The sequence below is a fragment of the Rhodococcus sp. 06-1474-1B genome (assembly GCF_002258885.1).
Classification (GTDB): domain Bacteria; phylum Actinomycetota; class Actinomycetes; order Mycobacteriales; family Mycobacteriaceae; genus Rhodococcoides; species Rhodococcoides fascians.
This window is the reverse complement of the sequence record NZ_NOYR01000021.1, coordinates 618,342-636,611: the sequence shown is the minus strand read 5'-3', so window position 1 is coordinate 636,611 and position 18,270 is coordinate 618,342. Positions and strand designations below refer to the sequence as shown.

The 18,270-nt window shown below is 65.1% G+C and carries 19 protein-coding genes; 7 read left to right on the top strand and 12 right to left on the bottom strand.

The features are described from left to right. Positions 1–2: 2 nt before the first annotated feature. Positions 3–536 carry a CGNR zinc finger domain-containing protein gene (locus CH266_RS10085; protein WP_032384032.1) on the bottom strand — a complete coding sequence of 178 codons (534 nt, stop codon included), beginning with the start codon at positions 534–536 and terminating at the stop codon, positions 3–5. 39 nt (positions 537–575) lie between these two features. Here CH266_RS10085 and CH266_RS10080 point away from each other — a divergent pair, with 39 nt between their 5' ends. Further along, a complete protein-coding gene (locus tag CH266_RS10080; RefSeq protein WP_094715199.1) occupies positions 576–1,577 on the top strand; it encodes an EamA family transporter in 1,002 nt (333 codons plus the stop codon). Positions 1,578–1,584: 7 nt separating this feature from the next. On the opposite strand, the gene CH266_RS10075 is transcribed toward CH266_RS10080, so the two are convergent. Continuing rightward, on the bottom strand, positions 1,585–2,229 hold the full coding sequence (locus CH266_RS10075) for a TetR/AcrR family transcriptional regulator (RefSeq protein WP_032386032.1): 645 nt from the start codon (positions 2,227–2,229) through the stop codon (positions 1,585–1,587). Between the two features lie 72 nt (positions 2,230–2,301). On the opposite strand from CH266_RS10075, the gene CH266_RS10070 reads away from it, so the two are divergent. The 3 genes from CH266_RS10070 to CH266_RS10060 are packed head-to-tail and all read left to right on the top strand — an operon-like array spanning position 2,302 to position 5,381. Beyond that, entirely contained in the window at positions 2,302–3,168 is an 867-nt protein-coding gene (locus CH266_RS10070) for an SDR family oxidoreductase (RefSeq protein ID WP_027494433.1), read from the top strand. Between the two features lie 25 nt (positions 3,169–3,193). After that, positions 3,194–4,684 (top strand): flavin-containing monooxygenase, encoded by a 1,491-nt coding sequence (locus CH266_RS10065; RefSeq protein ID WP_094715198.1) that lies wholly within the window; start codon positions 3,194–3,196, stop codon positions 4,682–4,684. Positions 4,685–4,721: 37 nt separating this feature from the next. Continuing rightward, on the top strand, positions 4,722–5,381 hold the full coding sequence (locus CH266_RS10060) for an NADPH-dependent F420 reductase (protein ID WP_094715197.1): 660 nt from the start codon (positions 4,722–4,724) through the stop codon (positions 5,379–5,381). 14 nt (positions 5,382–5,395) lie between these two features. On the opposite strand, the gene CH266_RS10055 is transcribed toward CH266_RS10060, so the two are convergent. From CH266_RS10055 to CH266_RS10035, 5 genes are all read right to left on the bottom strand, one after another. Further along, positions 5,396–5,677 carry a protealysin inhibitor emfourin gene (locus CH266_RS10055; RefSeq protein ID WP_027494430.1) on the bottom strand — a complete coding sequence of 94 codons (282 nt, stop codon included), beginning with the start codon at positions 5,675–5,677 and terminating at the stop codon, positions 5,396–5,398. Positions 5,678–5,686: 9 nt separating this feature from the next. Continuing rightward, positions 5,687–6,760: a M4 family metallopeptidase gene (locus CH266_RS10050; protein ID WP_094715196.1), complete on the bottom strand. Its 1,074-nt coding sequence runs from the start codon at positions 6,758–6,760 to the stop codon at positions 5,687–5,689. A 90-nt stretch (positions 6,761–6,850) separates the two neighbouring features. Next, positions 6,851–7,600, bottom strand: coding sequence for a 5'/3'-nucleotidase SurE (gene surE / locus CH266_RS10045; RefSeq protein WP_032369346.1), 750 nt, complete (start codon positions 7,598–7,600; stop codon positions 6,851–6,853). Then, complete coding sequence (locus tag CH266_RS10040) at positions 7,597–8,550, bottom strand: 1-phosphofructokinase family hexose kinase (protein WP_094715195.1); 954 nt, start codon at positions 8,548–8,550, stop codon at positions 7,597–7,599. Before CH266_RS10040 ends, surE begins: the two co-directional genes overlap by 4 nt. Positions 8,551–8,607: 57 nt before the next feature. Further along, positions 8,608–10,281, bottom strand: coding sequence for a phospholipase D family protein (locus CH266_RS10035; protein ID WP_094715252.1), 1,674 nt, complete (start codon positions 10,279–10,281; stop codon positions 8,608–8,610). A 54-nt stretch (positions 10,282–10,335) separates the two neighbouring features. Between CH266_RS10035 and CH266_RS10030 the strand changes: the two genes are divergently transcribed. Then, positions 10,336–11,184, top strand: a complete 849-nt coding sequence (locus CH266_RS10030; protein WP_032364727.1) for an aldo/keto reductase — start codon at positions 10,336–10,338, stop codon at positions 11,182–11,184. A 64-nt stretch (positions 11,185–11,248) separates the two neighbouring features. On the opposite strand, the gene CH266_RS10025 is transcribed toward CH266_RS10030, so the two are convergent. Beyond that, positions 11,249–11,887, bottom strand: a complete 639-nt coding sequence (locus CH266_RS10025; RefSeq protein ID WP_094715194.1) for a 3-oxoacid CoA-transferase subunit B — start codon at positions 11,885–11,887, stop codon at positions 11,249–11,251. Continuing rightward, positions 11,884–12,645: a CoA transferase subunit A gene (locus CH266_RS10020; protein ID WP_032391321.1), complete on the bottom strand. Its 762-nt coding sequence runs from the start codon at positions 12,643–12,645 to the stop codon at positions 11,884–11,886. Before CH266_RS10020 ends, CH266_RS10025 begins: the two co-directional genes overlap by 4 nt. A gap of 141 nt (positions 12,646–12,786) precedes the next feature. Between CH266_RS10020 and CH266_RS10015 the strand changes: the two genes are divergently transcribed. After that, positions 12,787–13,569: an IclR family transcriptional regulator gene (locus CH266_RS10015; protein ID WP_032373878.1), complete on the top strand. Its 783-nt coding sequence runs from the start codon at positions 12,787–12,789 to the stop codon at positions 13,567–13,569. Here CH266_RS10015 and CH266_RS10010 read toward each other — a convergent pair. Together CH266_RS10010 and CH266_RS10005 are read right to left on the bottom strand one after the other, a co-directional pair. Then, entirely contained in the window at positions 13,566–13,820 is a 255-nt protein-coding gene (locus CH266_RS10010) for a hypothetical protein (RefSeq protein ID WP_094715193.1), read from the bottom strand. The genes CH266_RS10015 and CH266_RS10010 overlap by 4 nt on opposite strands. Before the next feature lie 9 nt (positions 13,821–13,829). After that, on the bottom strand, positions 13,830–14,795 hold the full coding sequence (locus CH266_RS10005) for an arsenic resistance protein (protein WP_176457050.1): 966 nt from the start codon (positions 14,793–14,795) through the stop codon (positions 13,830–13,832). A gap of 211 nt (positions 14,796–15,006) precedes the next feature. Between CH266_RS10005 and CH266_RS10000 the strand changes: the two genes are divergently transcribed. Continuing rightward, on the top strand, positions 15,007–17,025 hold the full coding sequence (locus CH266_RS10000; protein WP_176457049.1) for an HNH endonuclease signature motif containing protein: 2,019 nt from the start codon (positions 15,007–15,009) through the stop codon (positions 17,023–17,025). A 55-nt stretch (positions 17,026–17,080) separates the two neighbouring features. Here the strand turns inward: CH266_RS10000 and CH266_RS09995 are convergent, their stop codons facing one another. Beyond that, the gene (locus CH266_RS09995; RefSeq protein ID WP_176457048.1) at positions 17,081–18,226 is read right to left on the bottom strand and encodes an NADH:flavin oxidoreductase; all 1,146 of its coding nucleotides are present in this window, start codon (positions 18,224–18,226) and stop codon (positions 17,081–17,083) included. Positions 18,227–18,270 lie beyond the last annotated feature (44 nt).

Sequence of the window (18,270 nt, the reverse complement as noted above, 5' to 3'; positions counted from 1 at the left end):
TGCTACTGGGCCTTGCGTGCGCGGTACGCGGCAACTGCCGCGCGGTTGCCGCAGGTGGTGCTGCAGAAGCGGCGAGAGCGGTTTCGGGAGAGGTCGAGAACCAGCCCGTTGCAGTCCGGATCGGCGCAGACGTCGAAACGAGAGAGCTCGTCGGCTCGGATGACGTCGATCATGGCCATCGCGGTCTCGACGACGATGCGGGTTGCCAGCGGACTGTCGTCGGCGACGGCATGGATGTGCCAATCGAGAGTGTCGTGCCGGACCAGTCGAGGCAGGGCCGAGGATTCGGCAAGCAAGCGGTTCACCTCGAGCACGGCGTCGTCTCGACTGCTGGTGAGCAGTGATCGCAGGGTCGGACGCAGTGCCCGCACCGCCTCGAGCTCGGCGTCGTCGCCATCGAACCGTCCGGAGTAGCCCTGGTCGGTGAAGAACTCGGCCAGCTCCTCGCGTGTGGTCAGCGTGTCCGGGTCTTCGGCGGAATTGACCAATGCCACGGCGGACAGAAGCGACAGTTCTGCGTCATGAGCAAAAAGCATGTTGACACCTTACCAATTCACTCCCTACTGTCACATGTCATGACGGCTTACACTCATGACGCGCAGGTGGATCGCGCAGATGCAAACGACGCTGCGGCACGGTCGCGTCGACTCTCGGGGCTCATGTTCGCGCTCCTGTCCGCGGCATCGTTCGGGCTCTCCGGCTCGTTGGCCAAAGGCCTGCTCGATGCCGGCTGGACCGCCGGTGCCGCCGTGACTGCGCGCATCCTGCTCGCGGCAGCGGTGTTGCTCATTCCGTCGATTCTCGCGCTGCGTGGACGCTGGGGCCTGTTGGCCAAGAATTGGAAGCTGCTCGTGGCCTACGGTGCCTTCGCGGTGGCCGGTTGTCAGCTCGCGTTCTTCAACGCCGTCGGCCGAATGGACGTGGGTGTCGCACTGCTCATCGAATTCACTTCGCCCGTAGCCGTCATCGGCTGGATGTGGTTTCGGCACCAGCAGCGTCCGGGTCGGCTGACGCTGGTCGGTGCGCTGTTGGCCGCAATGGGGCTGGTGCTCGTGCTCGACCTGATCTCCGGCGCGGACGTCGACAGCGTCGGCGTGCTGTGGGCGCTCGGTGCGATGGCGGGAGCCGCCGTCTACTGGGTGCTCTCCGCCGACGAGAGCAACGGCTTGCCGCCGATCGTGCTCGCCGGGGGCGGTCTGCTGGCAGGTGGACTCATTCTGCTCGCCGCCGGGCTGGTCGGTATCGTCCCGTTCGCGGCTCCGCTGAAGGACGTCACGTTCGTCGATGCCGTTGTGCCGTGGTGGGTTCCGATCATCGGTCTCGGTGTGGTGACCGCCGCGTTGGCGTACGTGCTCGGAATTGCGGCCGGCCGACGCCTCGGCTCGCGGCTGGCGTCGTTCATGGGTCTGATGGAAGTTGTTGCAGCGCTTGTGTTTGCGTGGCTGTTGCTCGGCCAGGCTCCGGGGCCGATCCAATTGGCCGGTGGCGCACTGATTCTGCTCGGTGTCGTCGTCGTCAAATCAGGTGAACGCGTCACCTCGGACGAACCGGTGGAGCCGCTGCAGAGCAGAGCATGACAATTGCTCAGCCGTCGACGCGTCCGAATACGACGGCAGCCAGAATGGTGTGAGCACTGGCGATCACGGAGTCGAGAGGTTCGGGTTCGGGGGACAGCAACCATTGCTGAGCGATGGTGAGAACCGCGCCCACCAGGCCCATCGCCAGCGTTTTACGGTTCGGCCCGGCCAGTCCTCGGCTGGACCCGACGGTGTCGGCTACCTGTAGCACCGTCGCCGAGAACGAGGTGGTGGTCTTGCGGTACAACGCGTCGACGGTGGGGGATACGCCGAGGATTTCGACGAAGGCGATACGAGCGGATTTTGGCTGCTCGGCGACGAACGTGAAGAATCCGGTCAGGGCTCCTCGGAGCACCTGTTCGGTGGACTCCGTTTCCGAGGCCGCTCCGGCGAGGATGCTCTCGCGCATCGCGTCGGTGGCGCGGGCGTACGTGGCCATCAGGAGTTCTTCGCTGTTGGTGAAGGACTCGTAGAAATAGCGCTTGGTCAGCCCCGCTTCGCTGCAGACCTTCTCCACGGTCGCCGTCCGGTACCCGGTGGTGCCGAACACTTCGACGGCGGCGTCGAGCAGCCGGGTTCGACGCTCCTGCTGCCGCTGCTGCGGATCGGCACCTCGATAGGTGCGGCCGACTTCACTGTGATGGGTAGTCACAGACAGATCTTGACACCGCTCGGTATCAGATGCAAAGTGTTCGCAGGAATGCATCTCGATCGAGGGGGAGACATGGCGTCATCGACGCTCCGGAACAAGGTCGTTCTGATCACCGGCGCGGCACGAGGAATCGGTGCCGAGACCGCACGTGCGTTGGCAGGTCGTGGAGCCAAGTTGGTACTCGTCGACGTCGACGAGGCTCCGCTGCGGGAGGTCGCGACGCAGCTGAAGGCCGAGGCGTTCGTCGCCGACGTCCGAAATCTGGACGACATGCAGCGCGCCGTCGACGGCGGCATCGCGGCCTACGGAGGCATCGATCTGGTGCTCGCCAATGCGGGAATCGCCAGCTACGGATCGATCCTGCAGGTGGACCCGGCCACGTTCCAGCGCGTCATGGACATCAACGTGATGGGCGTGTTCAACACCGTCCGCGCTGCGTTGCCGTCTCTGATCGAACGCAACGGCTACATCCTCGTCGTCTCCTCGCTGGCCGCGTTCACCCCGTGCCCCGGCTTGGCCGCGTACAACGCCAGCAAAGCCGCAGCCGAGCATTTCGCCAATGCGCTTCGGCTGGAAGTGAACTACCGAGGAGTCGACGTCGGCTCGGCCCACATGGCCTGGATCGATACCCCGATGGTCCAGGACGCGAAGTCCGATCTCAGCGCCTTTCAGGATTTGCTCGCGGTACTGCCCGGCCCCCTCGGGAAGACGATGACCGTCGAGCAGTGCGTGGATGCGTTCGTCGACGGCCTGGCCAAGCGCAAGCGCCGCGTCTACGTACCGCGGTGGGTGGGTGCGGCATCCTGGTTCAAGGCCGTCATCACCTCGCGCGTCGGCGATCGCAGCATGTTGGCGCACGTGCCGACGATCCTGCCCAAGATGGACGAAGAAGTAGCGCGCCTCGGTAGGTCCGAGAGCGCCCGCAACAAAATCAGCTGACCCCCCACCGAAGGAATCGTTGCTCATGACTGCCGTACTGACCACCCCCGAGGTCGATGTCCTCATCATCGGCGCCGGCCTGTCCGGGATCGGTGCCGCGCGTCACCTCGGGCACGATCTGCCCGGGAAGACGTACACCATCCTCGAAAGCCGCGGGGCGATCGGTGGCACCTGGGATCTGTTCCGCTATCCCGGTATTCGCTCCGATTCCGACATGTACACCCTCGGGTACAGCTTCAGGCCGTGGACGGGAGAGAAGTCCATCGCCGACGGTTCCGACATCCGTAACTACATCGTCGAAACCGCACGAGAAGCGGGTGTGGACAAGCACATTCGATACCACCACAAGGTCGTTGCCCTCGAATGGTCGTCCGAGCAGCAGTTCTGGACGGTCACGGCGCAGCGCAGCGATACGAACGAGACCGTCACGATCACCGCGTCGTTCGTGTTCTCCTGCAGTGGTTACTACAACTACGACAAGGGTTTCAGTCCGGAGTTCGTCGGCCAGGAGAACTTCGGTGGGCAGGTGATCCACCCGCAGCACTGGCCCGAGGATCTGGATTACGCGGGCAAGAAGATCGTCGTCATCGGCAGTGGCGCAACGGCAATCACGTTGGCACCCAACCTCGCCCGCGATGCCGAGCATGTGACCCTGCTGCAGCGCTCGCCGAGCTACATCCTTTCGCTCCCCTCCAAGGACCCGATTGCGCAGACACTGCGGAAACGTCTGCCGAAGAAGTTGGCGTACAGCGTGACTCGGCTCAAGAACGTGTCGATGGCCATGTTGATCTTCACGTTGAGCCAGAAGTACCCGGAATTCATGAAGAAGCGGATCCGGAAGATGCAGGAGGGATGGCTGCCGAAGGGATACGACCTGGACACCCACTTCACCCCGTCGTACAACCCGTGGGATCAGCGCCTGTGCCTGGTGCCCGACAACGATCTGTTCCGCTCGATCCGCAAGGACGAGGTCTCGATCGTCACCGATCACATCGACAGCTTCACCGAGACCGGCCTGAAGCTGAGGTCCGGCCAGCACCTCGACGCCGATATCGTCGTCACCGCAACGGGATTGAACCTGTCCGCACTCGGCGGCGCGACCTTCCGCGTCGACGGTAGAGACGTGGATCTGCCCAGCACCATGGCGTACAAGGGCATGATGCTCACCGGAATCCCCAACTTCGCTTTTGTCGTCGGGTACACCAACGCGTCGTGGACGCTCAAAGCCGACATGGTCTCGAACTACGTCATGCGCCTGCTCGCACACATGGACGAGAACGGGTACAGCACCGTCGAGCTCGAACGCGACCCGTCCGTGGACGAAGAGCCGTTCCTCGATTTCGCCGCCGGCTACGTGCTGCGGGCCGTGGACAACTTCCCGAGGCAGGGCAGTGAAACGCCGTGGAAGCTGCGGATGAATTACTTCCGCGACCTGCCGGTTCTGCGGTACGGCAAGCTCGTCGACAAGGCGATGAAGTTCGGGCGGCCTCGATCGAAGGTCGCGGTCGCTTCCTGACGGGAATAGATCGAGTCCCCGATCGTTTGTTCCGGACATGAAAATTGGCATCATCGGAAGTGGATTCATCGGTGGAACGCTCGTGCGTCGGTTGACGGCGCTCGGTCACGAGGTTCGATTCTCGAACTCACGCGACCCGGAGACTCTGGCGGAGCTGGCGTCGGAAACCGGAGCGACGGCGGTGTGGGCAGCGGACGCGGCGCAGGATGCGGACCTGGTCATCCTCAGCATCCCGCAGAAGAACGTGCCCGACCTCGCCGCCGGTATCGCCGGCTCACGCAAGCCCGGAGCGCCGATCATCGAAACGAACAACTACTACCCGCAGCAGCGCGACGGTCTGATCGAAGACATCGAAGGCGGCACACCCGAGAGCGTATGGGTGTCGCAGCAGCTCGGTGAGCCGGTGATCAAGGCGTTCAACGGAATTTGGTACAAGCACCTGCTCGAGAAGGGTGTTCCTGCCGGAACCGACAAGCGCATCGCACTGCCGATCGCCGGGGACGACGCAGAGTCGAAGAAGCTGGTGTTCTCGGTGATCGACGAGCTCGGCTTCGACCCGGTCGATGCCGGTTCCCTGGCCGAGTCCTGGCGTCAGCAGCCGGGAACCCCGGTGTACGGCAAGGACTTCGGCGTCGACGACACCGTGAAGGCGTTGGCCGAGGCGTCCCCGGAACGCTCCGCGGAATGGAAAGCTTGAGCCGAGCTGCTGAACTACCTGACGCGACCCTCGCGGAGTGTGCGCTCCGCGAGGTCGCGTAGCGGCCCGGTCAGAGCCGAATCGCCGACCCGGCACGATTGCTCGCCCACCGACACGTTCCACACGAAGGTGTCGCGGGCCTGCGACTCGGCGGGCTCGGGTGGGGGCGGCTCAGCGAGGTACGGGCGCGCAGCCTCGACCAGCGACTGCCATTCCGGCTCGTCGGTCTCGACCACTCCGCGTTTGGACATCCCGGCGATCCCACCGGTTCGCAGTACCTCGATGCGCAGGCTCATGCCCCTCGATCACACCCGATCGTCGCTCGGCTCCCGTGTTGACTGAACTCCCACGGTAGACCAACCGGTGGCCACGGCCCGGGCGACGTCGGAATCCGTGCCGAATCGCTTCTGCGCTGCGAGCAGCGTCGCCGCGGAGAAACCGGCGAAGTCGACCGTTGGTTCCAGGCCCCCGACGGTCATCGTGTCGAACCAGACCTGCCCGACGCGATCCCACGCCGGGCCACCCAAAGTGGTTGCGGCGACGGCGAACGCGCGGTTGGGAATGCCCGAGTTGATGTGCACACCGCCGTCGTCCTCGGTGGTGACGACGAAGTCGTCCATGCTCGCCGGCTGTGGGTCCTTGCCGAGTACATCGTCGTCGTACGCGGTGCCGGGCTCGAGGAGCGAGCGCAGCGCCTTGCCCTGCACCGCGGGCAGGAACAGACCTTCGCCGATCAACCACGACGCGTCCTCGGCGTTCTGCTTCGCGGTGTACTGCTCCACGAGTGCACCGAACACGTCGGAGATGGATTCGTTCAGTGCGCCGGCCTGGTCCTTGTATTCGAGCGGGGTGGTGTACTGCGTGAACCCGTGCGCGAGCTCGTGCGCGATGACGCCCAGAGAAACGGTGAAGCGGGCGAACACGTCGCCGTCGCCGTCGCCGAACACCATGCGAGAGCCGTCCCAGAACGCGTTGTCGTAGTCCCGGCCGTAATGCACCGTCGCATCGAGGGGCAGGCCGCTGCCGTCGAGACTCGAGTAGCCGTACACCTCGTCGAAGAACAGATACGTGGCACCGAGACCGTCGTATGCCTCGTCGGTCGCAGCATCACCGGTGGGATCCTCACCCTCGGCGCGAACCTGCTGACCCGGGAGGTCGCGGGTCGCTTTCGCATCGGAGATGGTGCGTTCGAGGGTGCCGCCGGTCCGCGGTGCGATGGCGGTACGTGCCTGGACGACCTCTCGGCCCGCCCGCATCTCGCGGTCGGCCAGCAGAGTCGCGCGGGCACCGGCTCCCTGCAGACGCTCGAGCAGAAACGGTGGAACTACGCCATGCGAGTGGAGCCTGCGGAACGATCCGGAATCGGTATCTTTCGTCATGTGCGGTGACCCCCTAGGTCCGTGGCATGTGCGGTGATGGTTCCCAGTGTGCCCGAGGGCACCGACACATTCGGGTCCACCGCACCGAGCTCACTCACGCAGCGTCGACAGATCGATACTGTCCACCTCGCTCGGGGGACGCAGCGCGGTGACGGTCGCCCAGTTCCGTGCCAGTAGGGAGGCGTCGGAGTCGTCGTCCTCGGCGTGGATCTCGTCGAACCGGACGGTGACGAAATCTTCTCCGCGATCGCCTATTTCGGCCTGCACCGCGCCGTATCGGGCCAGCGAGGCCGGAACGATCCCGGCGAAGTCCGACCGTGCAACGTCGGGAATGTTGACGTTGACCACCGCATCGACGGTCAGATGCGAGATCATCCATGTCACCGCCAAATGCGCGACGTGTTCGGCGGTGTCCCAGTGCGACGGCCGGGTGGCGAGCGACGACAGCGCCATGGCGGGAACCCCGTGCGTCAATGCGGTCAGCGCCGCGCCCACCGTGCCCGAATGCAGTACGGCTGCACCGGTATTGGGGCCGTGATTGATGCCGGAGAGGACGACGTCGGGTGGATCGCCGAACGCACCTCGAGTGGCGACGAACGCGATGAGGGCCGGTGAGGCCTGTACCGCATACACTTCGACACCGCGCAACCCCTCGATCTCGGTTCGCCCGATACCCAGGTGATCGTCGACGCCCATCCCCGTCAACGATGCACTGGCACCGCTGCGTTCCTCGTGGGGAGCGGCCACCACGACGTCGAGGCCGGCGTCGAGCGCGACCCGCGCCAGCAGCGCGATGCCTGCGCTGTCCACACCGTCGTCGTTGGTGATCAGGGCTCTCATTTCTTGCCCGCCTTGCCGTACGGACGCACGTCGACCGATTCGGTGAGCCCGAGAACCAGGTCTTTTCGGCCGCTACCGAGGCCGCGGCGGGTGACGTTGGCGGTGCCCGCGCCGCCGCCCAGGCGGAGCGCCTCCGGCATCGACATTCCCTGGGCGATTCCGGCGGCGATCCCGGCGCTCATCGAATCGCCTGCGCCGTGATGGTCGACCATCTGTAGACCCGGGGTGACGATCTCCAGCACGTCTCCGTCGACCAACGCCAGGGCGGGGTCTCCCGCTCGGGAGATCACAACCACCTCGGCACCGTCGTCGTGCATCTTTCGCATCGCATCGATCAGGTGCTTCGGGTCCTCGGACTCGGCTCCGCCGTCGGCAATGAGGTCCTCGTGGCTGACCTTGAGCACCGTGAGGCCGCCGGCGAGGGCGGCCAGCATCGTCGGTCCGGACAGGTCGGCGACCACCGGGACCTCGAGTGCGCGCAGGTCGGCACACAGCCGCTCGTACACCTCCGCAGGCACGATGTTGTCGGCGTGCGGACCGCCGAGAATTGCCACGTCGCTGCGGGCACCGGTGGCCAGTGCCGCGCCGAACAGGTCGTCGAGCGCGTGCCTGGCCAGCGGCGGCGGATCGACCGTGGCCAGTACCTCGCGCTCCCCGCTGCGACGATCGTGCACGTAGGAGCCGCTTTCCTGGCCGATGTCGACGGAGACGACGGAGATGCCCTCGCTCTCGACGATGCCCCGCAATACGGCACCGATCTCGCCGCCGAACACCCCGGCGAGAGTGACGTCGAGACCGAGCACCGACGCCATCCTGGCGATCCAGTGACCCTGACCGCCCGCGTGCACGTGCAGTTCGGTACTGCCGTTGGGGGCAGCGTCGAGGGTCACCGTCAGTAGTGGGGACGGCGCGAAGACGAGCGCGCTCGGTGCGCGAGAGGAGGTGGACATCGTGAGCGAATGCCCGATATGTCAGGTCCGAAACAGCTACAACTCGAAAACGTGGACTCAGAATCGACGACGCAGGCGCATCCCGATGGGGCGTCCGTCGGGGTCGACGAACAACCGGTAGGCGAGTGCGGCAAGTCGCTGCTGCCAGACGGGCGGCACCGTGATCTCGTGCATTCGCAGTCGGCCGACGGGCCGGGGCTTCGCGGACGGGTTGCGGTGCCAGTTGTCCAGGGCCGTCGCGCTCGCCGAGACCACGTCGAAGAACTGCTGCGGGTCGACGAGGTCGGCGTCGTCGCCGTCGGCCCGCCCGAGGTGTTCGCGGATCAGTTCGAGTCTCAGGTTGCGCGCGTGGGTTCTGGCACCGTCGCCGAGGCCTGCTGGGTCGAGCGGTGCCCGATCGTCGCGCTGCTCGTCGACGATGGCCGCGGTCAGCTCCGAATCATGGGTCCAGGAGCGGCGATTGAAGTTGTCCGACCCCACTGCCGCCCACACGTCGTCGATGATGCAGACCTTCGAGTGCACGTATACCGGTATGCCACGGTCGTTTTCGATGTCGAGTACCAGCACGCGGTCACCGCCGGCCGCGCGGATGACCCCGAGCGCCGCCGAGTGTCCCAGCAGCGCAGAAGGAATGGTCAAGTTGCTGTCGTCGTCGAGGTGCTTGGGGACCACCACCACCAGCCGCAGGTTCGGCTTGCGGCGCAGTGCCGCGGCGAACACGCGCGCGACGTCGACGGACCACAGATATTGGTCCTCGATGTAGATCAGCTCGGTGGCACGGTCGAGGGCTTTGGCGTACGCACGGGCCGCGCTGCGCTCGCCTCTCGTCGCGAACGGGTAGGCGGGGCGTCGACGCGGGTAGGTACGCAGCAGCTGAACCGAGCACGTGCCCTGCGGCTCCGGGGCGGCGGCAGCGGGTGGCAACTCCGACGGTTCACGCGTGACTCCGCGCAGGAAATCGGGAATGGCGTGCCACGGTAGACGCGAGAGCGCCGCGGGATCTTCCCACCGTTCGCGGAAGACGTCCTCCACATCCCGGACTGCGGGCCCCTCGATCTGCACCTGCACGTCGTGCCACGCCGGAATCTCGCCGTACTCGGGCGGGAAGGGGCGCGAGACGGGATCGCCGAAGTGATCGGCGTCGTCGCGTCGAGCACGGGCAAGATCGATACCGCCCACGAAAGCGACGTCGGGCAGATCTTTCCTGCCGTACCGCACGACCACGAACTTCTGATGGTGGCTTCCGGTCACCAGCACGCGCTGGTCCAGAATGACCTCGCCGCCCGCCTCCTCCAGCCGCAGCGCGAGCTTGCGGTTCTTCGGACCGGTGAATCCGAGGGTCTCCATGTGGGAGCGCCACACCATGCCCTTGACGACGCCACCGCGGTGCGCGACGGCGGCCAGCGCATCCTCGACGGTCACGCCGTCGTCGGTGAGCAGCTGCTCCGGGTCCCCGCGCCAATCGGTGAAGAGCACCAGATCGTCGCGCTCGGTCTGCTCGAGGGCCCGTGCGAGTGCCGCGAAGTAAGTCTTGCCGTGCACGAGGTTCTCGACGCGATTGCCCTCGGTCCAGGCCGAAATTCGGGTGTCGTCGTTGCCTCGCTCGGGCGCGGTCAGGAACCATGGGTGCCCCGGATCGAAACTGCGCTCGGGAGCTGTCAGAGCAGAGGTGGACCGACCGAATTTCTCGGCAACTCCGTCTACGACGCGCCGGATGCGCTGCACTATCACGATGGCATTGTTCCACCCGGTTTGAAGGCCACAGTGGGCGGGCACCCCGGCGATATGACTCAGGTACCCAACGTCACGCTCAGAAACGGCAAGCAGATTCCCCAGCTCGGTTTCGGCGTCTTTCAGATCGACGCCGACGAGACCGCGAAGGCCGTCGAAACGGCGCTCGAGATCGGCTACCGACACATCGACACCGCGCAGATGTACGGCAACGAGAAGCAGGTCGGCGAGGGCATTCGTAACTCCGGCATCGACCGCGAATCGGTGTTCGTCACCAGCAAGCTCAACAACGGTTTCCACCGGCCCGACGACGCGCGCTCGGCGTTCGACAAGACGCTCAGCGACCTCGGGACCGACTACGTCGATCTCTTCCTCATCCACTGGCCGCTGCCCACCCGGTACGACGGCGACTTCGTCTCCACGTGGAAGACGTTGGAGGAGTTCGCGGCCGACGGCCGGGCCCGCAACATCGGCGTCTCGAACTTCCAGCCCGCTCACCTCGATCGCCTCGCCGAAGAGACCGAGACGGTCCCCGCGGTGAACCAGATCGAGGTGCACCCGTACTTCGTCAACCACGACGTGTGGGCCTACGGCCGCGAACATGCCATCCCCACCGAGGCGTGGTCGCCGATCGCTCAGGGCAACGTTCTCGACGACGCGGAACTGAAGCGAATCGCCGACGCCGCAGGCAAATCCGTCGCACAGGTGGTGCTGCGCTGGCACATTCAGCGTGGCAACATCATTTTCCCGAAGTCGGTGACTCCGGAGCGCGTGAAGGCCAACTTCGACATCTTCGACTTCGAGCTGAGCTCGGCCGACGTCGATGCGATCACTGCACTCGACAAGGGCGAGGAAGGCCGGAACGGTCCGAATCCGGACACGTTCGACATGATTCCAGACTAGAACGTAACACTGTGGGCCCGAACGTCTTCGGACGTTCGGGCCCACAGTGCTGTTCGAACGGCTGTCAGTGCTTCAGGGTTGATCCGGTGGCGGCGATGACCTGTTCGGTGGTCACGCCAGGTGCCAGTTCCACGAGCTCGAGCGTGCCGTCGCCGACGACATCGATGACGGCCAGGTTTGTGATGATGCGGTCGACGACGCCCTGGCCGGTCAGCGGCAGGGTGCACGCGTCGAGGATCTTCGGATTGCCGTCGCGGTCTGTGTGTTCCATGACCACGATGACGCGTCGAGCCCCGTGCACCAGGTCCATCGCGCCGCCCATGCCCTTGACCATCTTGCCGGGGACCATCCAGTTGGCGAGGTCGCCGTTTCGGGAGACCTGCATGCCGCCGAGAACGGCTGTGTCGATGTGGCCGCCTCGGATCATGCCGAAGCTCAGCGACGAATCGAAGTACGACGCACCGGGATTGACGGTGACGGTCTCCTTTCCGGCATTGATGAGGTTGGCGTCGACCTCGTCCTCGGTGGGGTAGGGGCCGGTGCCGAGGATGCCGTTCTCCGAATGCAGAGTGACGTTCACCTCGTCGGTGAGGTAGCCCGGGATCAGCGTCGGCAAGCCGATGCCGAGGTTGACGTATTCGCCGTCGACCATCTCGGCCGCCGCACGCTCGGCCATCCGGTCTCGGGTCCATCCTGCGGTCATGCTCGAACTCCTGAACTGACGGTGCGCTTTTCGATGCGCTTGTCCTGTGGACCGGTATGTACGACACGTTGGACGAACACCCCGGGAAGATGCACCTGGGCCGGGTCGATTTCGCCGGGCTCGACGAGTTTCTCCACCTGAGCGATGGTGATCCTGCCCGCCATCGCTGCCAGCGGATTGAAGTTCATCGCTGTCTTGTCGAAAACGAGATTGCCTGCGGTGTCGCCGATCTCGGCGTGCACGAGAGCGAAGTCGGCGTTGATCGCCTCCTCTAGCACGTAGCGTTTGTTGCCGAACACCCGTGTTTCCTTGGGTGGTGACTCGATCGAGACGGAACCGTCGACGTTGTAGCGCCACGGCATTCCGCCGTCGGCGATGGGGCTGCCGACCCCGGCGGGGGTGAAGAAAGCGGGTATGCCGGTGCCACCGGCGCGGAGACGTTCGGCGAGCGTGCCCTGCGGTGTCAGCTCCACTTCGAGTTCGCCGGCGAGGTACTGCCGGGCGAACTCCTTGTTCTCGCCGACGTACGACGCAGTGACGCGGCGAATACGTCCGGCTGCCAACAGGATTCCCAATCCGTAGCCGTCGATGCCGCAGTTGTTGGAGAACACCTCCAATTCGTCCGCGTCGGTGTCAGCGATGGCCTCGATGAGGGCATCGGGGATGCCGCACAGGCCGAAGCCGCCGACCGCGATGGTCGCTCCTCTACCGATGTCCGCCACCGCGTCGGCTGCGGAGTCGTAGGTCTTTCCTGTCACGTGAACTCCTGATGTGTTCGTTGAGCAAACGATGGGTCCAGTGAACTCGACCAGCGGGCAACGTGGCTGGTTTGAGAAATTTTGCTCGATTGTCGAACATGAAGTGCGTTGGCGTTCACTCAGCGGACGTACAGTGGTGCGGTGACCGTACTCGATGCCAACGCAGGCGTCATCGCCAAAGTGTGTGCTCTGCTGCGTGCCGCCAGTGCGGCGGAGGCGGCCGGTACCTCGACCACCGAGTTGGCGAGGTCTGCTGGCGTTGCGCGCCCGACGGCGCATCGGCTGTTGACGGAACTGGCCGACGAAGGATTCGTCGACCGCGATACGGCGACCGGACGGTGGGCACTGGGACCGGAAATCTATCTCCTCGGTTCCATGGCCGCATTGCGCTACGACGTCACCGATCAGGCCCGAGATATCGTGCAGGACTTGGCAATGCGGAGCGGCGAGAGCGCGTTCCTGTCCGCGCGTCGAGGTGGCGAGACGGTGTGTCTGCTTCGGGTGGAGGGCAGCTTCCCGCTACGGTCGCATGTGCTGTACGAGGGCATCCGACTACCGCTGGGTGTGGCCTCCGCAGGCTTGGCCGTTCTCGCTCATCTCCCGGACCGCGAGGTCGACGACTACCTCGACGGAGTCGATCTGGTGCCCGAGTGGGGAGCCGATCATTCGGAAACGGCCATTCGCCACCGGATCGAGCTGACGCGGTCCTCGGGCTACGCCGTCAACCCGGCGTTGCTCGTGGAAGGCAGCTGGGGACTGGGAGCAGCGGTGTTCGACCGCGGCCGCAGGCCGGCATGGGCGTTGAGTCTGACCGGTGTGGAAACGAGGTTTCGAGAGGACAGACGTCGGGAGTTGGGAAAGATGCTGCTCGACGCCGCGCATCGGCTCACCCTGCAGGTGGGCACCCGTCCCGATCCGATCTAGCCGTCCAGTTCTTCGAGAATGTCTGCGGCATCCTGGCTTCCGGCGGCTGCCAGCCGCTGCAGTTCGTCGCGGTCCTCGCGCTCTCCGGCGCGTTCGACGAGCATGTCGACGGCGTCGCTGTTGCCGGCTGCGGCAAGTGAACGCAGGTCGTCGACGGTGCCCTGCTCCACCAATTCGTCGATCGCGTCCTGGTCACCGCCCGCAGCCCGTGCACGTAGCGCGGTCAGGTCGGATGGCGTGCGTTCGGTCATGTTCGGAGTCTAGGTCGCCGGTGCGAGGCGAGGAACGATCCTGACGTACGCGATCATGCCGATCAGCTCCACCAACGTCTGCGTAACCACGACCACTGCGGCGAGGGAAAGAGCCGGCGGCAGCGCGAGCGCGAGAGGCAGCACCACCAGCGAGTTCCGGGTCGCCCCGGAGAAGATCAAAGCCCGGGTCGCGGGCACGTCCTGGCGGGTGATCCGAGACGTCGCGAGTCCGACGACGGCCATGACGACCAGAAACGCGACGAAGATCGGCACTGCTGCGATCAGCTGAGATGCCTCGCTGCGGACTGCGTCGACCTGAGATGCGACGACGACTGCGAGGGTCGCCATCATGATCGGCACCATCGCCGCTGCCATGGCGTCCATGATGCGAGTGCCGAGGCGTGTGCGTCGTGCCAACCACTGCGTTGCCGCAGCCGATGTCAGTGGCAGCGCGATCAGTAGGACGAACGCCTCGACGAACGGTGCGACGTCGATGATCTTCACCAGGTCGGGTCCGACGAACAACCAGAGATACAGCGGCAAGAACGCGATCTGCAGCAGCATCAGCAACGGAGCAGCGGCGAGAAGTCGTTCCGATGCCGCCCCGGCCAACCCGCTGAAAACGATGACGTAGTCGATGCACGGAGCCAACAGCACCAGAAGTATCCCGACGAGCACCGCTTCGTTACTCGCAACGAACCGGGTCAGTGCGAACACGACGATCGGAACGAGCACGAAATTGAGCACCACGACGCTGAGCAAGAAATTCGTGTCGCGCAGCGATACACCGATGGCGGAGAACGGAACTGCGAGGAACGTCGCGTAGAGCAAGACGATCAGCACCGGATTGATGGCGATTTCGAATGCGGGAGCCGATGCCGGTGCCGCCAACCCGACAACAACTCCGACGGCCAACGCCAATAGGTACAGCGGGATCTGGAACTTCTCCAGCCACGCCACTGCCGAACCGGTCACGTGGTACTCGTCGGTGAAGTGTAGAGGGTGGGCACGTACCGAGGATAGGCGTTGTCGAGTATTCGGGGGATGTGGCTCGGGTGCGCGATCATCGCCGCGTCGGTCCGACGACCTGGGGTTCGACGGGTCCGGCGTTCTTGTCGGTGGGTCGGGATACTCTTCTTGCAGTTCGAACATGCGTTCTTGTTTCGATTCACTGGGGGGTGAAGAGATGGCGATACCGACAGTCTCGTTGGATGCGTTGACCGCCGCTGCGCGAGAAGAGAATCGGCTGGCGGCTCGCAAGATTTCCGCGTGCTACTACGTCCATCGGAGCTGGATCACTCTCGACACCAAGCACAAGCACTACAGCCGGTATGGGCGCACCGAGATGGCGGTGGCGTTGGGGTGTTCGGCGACGGTCGCCGAGGCGTATGTCTCGGTCGGGGTCGCCCTGCACACTCGACTGCCGCTGGTGAAGAAGGCATTCGAGGCTGGGGAGATCGACCTCCCGCGAGTGAGGGTGGTGTGCCGGATCCTCGACAACCTCTCCGACGACATCGTGAAGTCGGTCGAGGACGAGATCGTCGAAGCAGCCCGACGGTCGTCACCGGGGCCGCTGGAGAAGGAGATCTGGGACATTCTGCTGCGGGTGGCACCGGAGGAAGCGGCAGCGTTGCGGGAGTTCGCGAAGAAGTTCCGCAATGTTTCCTACGCACCAGCTGGGGAATTGGCCCGGATCCGAGCAGAATTGACCGCCCCCGAAGCCGCGGCCGCATGGCAGCTCCTGGAGGAAATGGCCGACACGCTCTGCTCGAAAGACCCACGCGGAAAACAGGATCGGCTGTGTGACGCCTTCATGGCGCGGATGCACGGTGAACCCCGGCTGGTATGCCTGTGTCAACGAGCGGACTGCCCGAAGAAAGATGCAGAGCTGCCGGATCGTCGGGTGCCGTTGACGATGGTCGCCGTCGATATCGCGACGCTGATCGGACTGCTGGCGAACCCGGCGTACCTGGCCGGGCACGGATCCATCGATCCTGATCTGGCGCGGGAGTTGGCGCGCAACAGTCACTGGCAGATCCTGCTCACCGAGGCGGTGACCCTCGCCGAGACACTCGGACTGGCAGTGCAGAACCCGGAAACCGGGGAATGGGAACAACGCTCGGCAGAAACAACAGCCGACCCGAGTGCGACAGAGCCTGACGCGACACAACCCAACGCGGAACCGAATGCAGCGAAACCGGATACGCGAGTAACACGGACGGATACTGGCACTGGCACTGGCACTGGCACTGGCACTGGCACTGGCACCGGCACCGGCGCGGGCAGCGCAACGAACACAGCAGCGCCACTACCGTCGATACCGCCACCTTCGGTACCGCCACCGTCGCTACCGGACCCAGGACCGCATCCCGGCGCAGGGCCGGGCCGGGGTTCGGGTTCGGTTGCAGCAGAATCGCATTCGACGCCAGACCCGACACCGCCTGAGCCGACCGAATACGACGAGACCCAGCACCGGCAACGACGTCGGAGTGCCTTGGCGTCCTCTGCAGCCCTGTTCTGTACTCACACACCCGTCGGCAGGGGCACACGGCACAGCTCTGCCCTCGATCTATCCTCGGCGTTCCGCCCCAACAACCCGACGCTGCGCCCCGCAGGCTGTACCGCACAGCGGACTTCCTCCGGCATTTACCTCGGCAATGCATCCCTTGCCGCAGCTCTGGAAGCCGCCATCGCCGCCGACCCCACTCTCGGCAAGTCCGTCGGGCGCGACCCCCTCACCGACCGAGCCCTGATCTACCGACCCGACGCCCTCACCACCGCCGCCGTACGACTACGCGACCGCCACTGCCGCTTCCCCGGCTGCCACAGACCTGCCGAACGCTGCCAACTCGACCACATCATTGCCTTCGATCACGCCAATCCCCTCGGCGGCGGCTGGACGACGGTCAACAACCTCCAATGCCTCTGCGAATACCACCACAGCGTCAAGACCGCCGGCTATTGGAAAGCGGTCATGCTCCCCGGTGGTGCCATCCTATGGACCTCCACCTCGAAGACCACCCGAATCACCCTGCCCGCCAACGGAACAGCCGTACCCATCATCGGGAACGACCTCCGGCCGTACATACCCACCAAACCCAAACGATCCGGCATCGTCGCCTACCCCGACCCACCGGACAACCCGACACCGACACCGCAGCCGGAGCCGAACGACGAGGAAGACGACACAGCACCACCGTTCTAGGCGCGTGCCCAAAACGATGGTGCCGGTGCGAGATGACGTGGTGGAGCTGTAAGCGCTAGACCAGGTTCCGAATGTGGTCGCGCGTGAATTCGATGCGCTCGTCGACGCGGCCGTCGCCGACCTTGTTCACCCACTCCGGATCGGAGAGCAGCGCCCGTCCGACGGCCACCAGATCGAACTCGCCGTCCTGGAACTGACCGGCCAACGCGTCCAATCCCGTCACACCGGAGGCCGCGTCCTCCGACCATGCCGAGGTGAACACCGAATCGAGGCCCACGGAGCCGACAGTGATGGTCGGAACGCCGGTGAGCTTGCGCGTCCAACCGGCCAGACCGAGCTTGCCGTCCACTCCGTCCAGTTCGGGGAATGCCGGATCCCAGTGCCGACGAGTCGAAGCATGCAGTACGTCCACGCCTGCTTCGACCAGCGGCGTGAGGACGCGATCGAGTTCGGCCGGGTTCTCTGCGAGTCGAGCGTCGAAGTGGTTGCTCTTCCACTGCGAGAAGCGGTAGACGATCGCGAAGTCCTCACCCACCGCGGCGCGGATCGCAGCGACAACCTGTGCGGGGAAGCGGGTGCGGGCCTCCAGAGATCCGCCGAATTCGTCGTCACGCACATTGGTTGTTGCCCAGAGGAATTCGTCGAGAAGGTAACCGTGAGCACCGTGCAGTTCCAGGCCGTCGAAGCCGGTGTTCTTCGCGTTGACGGCAGCCTGAACCCAGTGCGAGGTCAGTTCGTCGAGATCGGCGTCGGTGAAGGCGCGACCGACCGAGGAGCCGTCGAGAGCGATGCCGGACGGGCTGACGGTGGTGACGTCGGGGAACAGGCGTGGCTCGGTGCCGCGCTCGACTCCCAGGTGCCACAGCTGCGGGATGATCGCGCTGCCCTCGGCGTGGACTGCATCGACGACGCCCTTCCATCCGTCGAGGCTGGCGTCGCCGTAGATCCTCGGTACGCGGGTGTGCGGTCCTGCGGCGGGGTCGGGGATATACGTGCCCTCGGTGATGATGAGGCCGGTGCCGCCTGCTGCCCGTTTGCGGTAGTACTCCGCCACGTCCGGGCCGGGGATGCCGTCGGGCGAGAACGCCCTCGTCATCGGCGCCATGGCGAAGCGGTTGCGCAGCTTCAGCGACTTGACCTCGAACGGCTCGAAGAGTCCAGCGGTGGACAGGTGCGGTGTTGTCGTTGCAGTTTCGGTCACGCCTGCGCACAACCTGGCCGGAGTCCGAGCTATTCCCCCTCCCT